Here is a 1,134-nt window from a genome sequence, read left to right as displayed (position 1 = left end):
TACACGGCAGTGAACGAGCTAGCCCGGCGCCTAGGGGTTTCGCCCCATTTCTTAGCTGCCTACACGGCAGTGAACGCGAGTTCCTGCCGGACGACGTCGGCGGCGAATTTCTTAGCTGCCTACACGGCAGTGAACTAGCTCCGAAAACCTATAACCATTTGAAGGAAAAAGAAATACCGAGTTTTTCCCGCCAGAAACCCTCTTTTTTCGAGGTCTCGTAACTTGCTGATTTATAAGGGCGTAAGAAATCGTCCGAAAAAAGGGTCGGAAGCTTCGGGCAATTGGCGGCCGTTTCGCGAGGACCGGGACGGCGATCAAGCGTGCCGTTCGGGCGCGAAAGGTCTTGTGATGGGCGATGCCGCAAAGCCCCCGGCCAGGCCGGGGGCGTCGCGCCAGGGAGCGGCGCTACAGGCTCGGGTGGCCCGCCTCGATTTCGGACAAGGCATCGCTGAGCAGCGACAGCAACGCACCGTTGATGTAGGCCAGGGTGCCGCCGGGCTCTTCTTTCTCATCGAGCAAACGGGTCATGGCCAGGATGTTGATCGCCGACCTCAAGCGCACTTTCGCGTTGTCGAACAAGTGCGTGGGGAGTGCATGGGTGTCTACGTACAGGGTGGCGCTACGCGGACACATGTCGGCCTGGGAGGTGGGTAGCAGCGGGACGAAGCGGGGGGACGATTCTGTTACCTCGGGGTTGGACGTATCATTCGGCTTAGCCATGGGTCAGCTCCTTTATAAGCTGGTTTGTGGTTAGCGGGTCGTAGGTGTTCCCGCACCTGCGGCCCGCGTCTTTTTTGCCCTCAGAAAATAGAGGGCAGTGCCGTTCGGTCCTGTCCCTGCGGGATGGATTTGCCGGCCCCTCCATCATCCTCCTACTGGGTTTTTATCCAATTCCCGGGCTTCTGAGAGAGCCTGCGGAAATGTCCGGGGGAGCTGTCCGGCGTTTCCAGGGCCTGTAGGGCGAATACCGCCACAGGCGGTATCCGCCGATACCCCGGATAAGCGGCGGATAACCGCGAGCGGTTATTCGCCCTACGGAGTTGGGACGCTGTCCGGCGTTTCCGGGGTGCGTAGGGCAAATAACGCCATGGGCGTTATCCGCCGATGTCGCGGATAAGCGGCGGATAACCGCGA

Annotated in this window: 2 protein-coding genes; one reads left to right on the top strand and one right to left on the bottom strand. The window is 60.1% G+C overall.

Annotated elements, in window-relative coordinates:
* Window positions 1-221: hypothetical protein (locus HMPREF1224_RS45775; RefSeq protein ID WP_218187049.1), on the top strand; the 221-nt coding region annotated here is incomplete at its 5' end.
* Window positions 222-405: 184 nt separating this feature from the next.
* On the opposite strand, the gene HMPREF1224_RS13940 is transcribed toward HMPREF1224_RS45775, so the two are convergent.
* Window positions 406-720: a hypothetical protein gene (locus HMPREF1224_RS13940; RefSeq protein WP_003113065.1), complete on the bottom strand. Its 315-nt coding sequence runs from the start codon at window positions 718-720 to the stop codon at window positions 406-408.
* Window positions 721-1,134: the final 414 nt, after the last annotated feature.

The sequence above is a fragment of the Pseudomonas sp. P179 genome, from assembly GCF_000478485.2.
Classification (GTDB): domain Bacteria; phylum Pseudomonadota; class Gammaproteobacteria; order Pseudomonadales; family Pseudomonadaceae; genus Pseudomonas; species Pseudomonas aeruginosa.
The sequence above is the reverse complement of the archived record's forward strand: the minus strand, read 5'-3'. Positions and strand labels throughout refer to the sequence as shown.

Bases quoted from the DNA above. Each gene is read 5' to 3' on its own strand.
- HMPREF1224_RS13940 (WP_003113065.1), bottom strand. From the start codon at position 720: ATGGCTAAGCCGAATGATACGTCCAACCCCGAGGTAACAGAATCGTCC.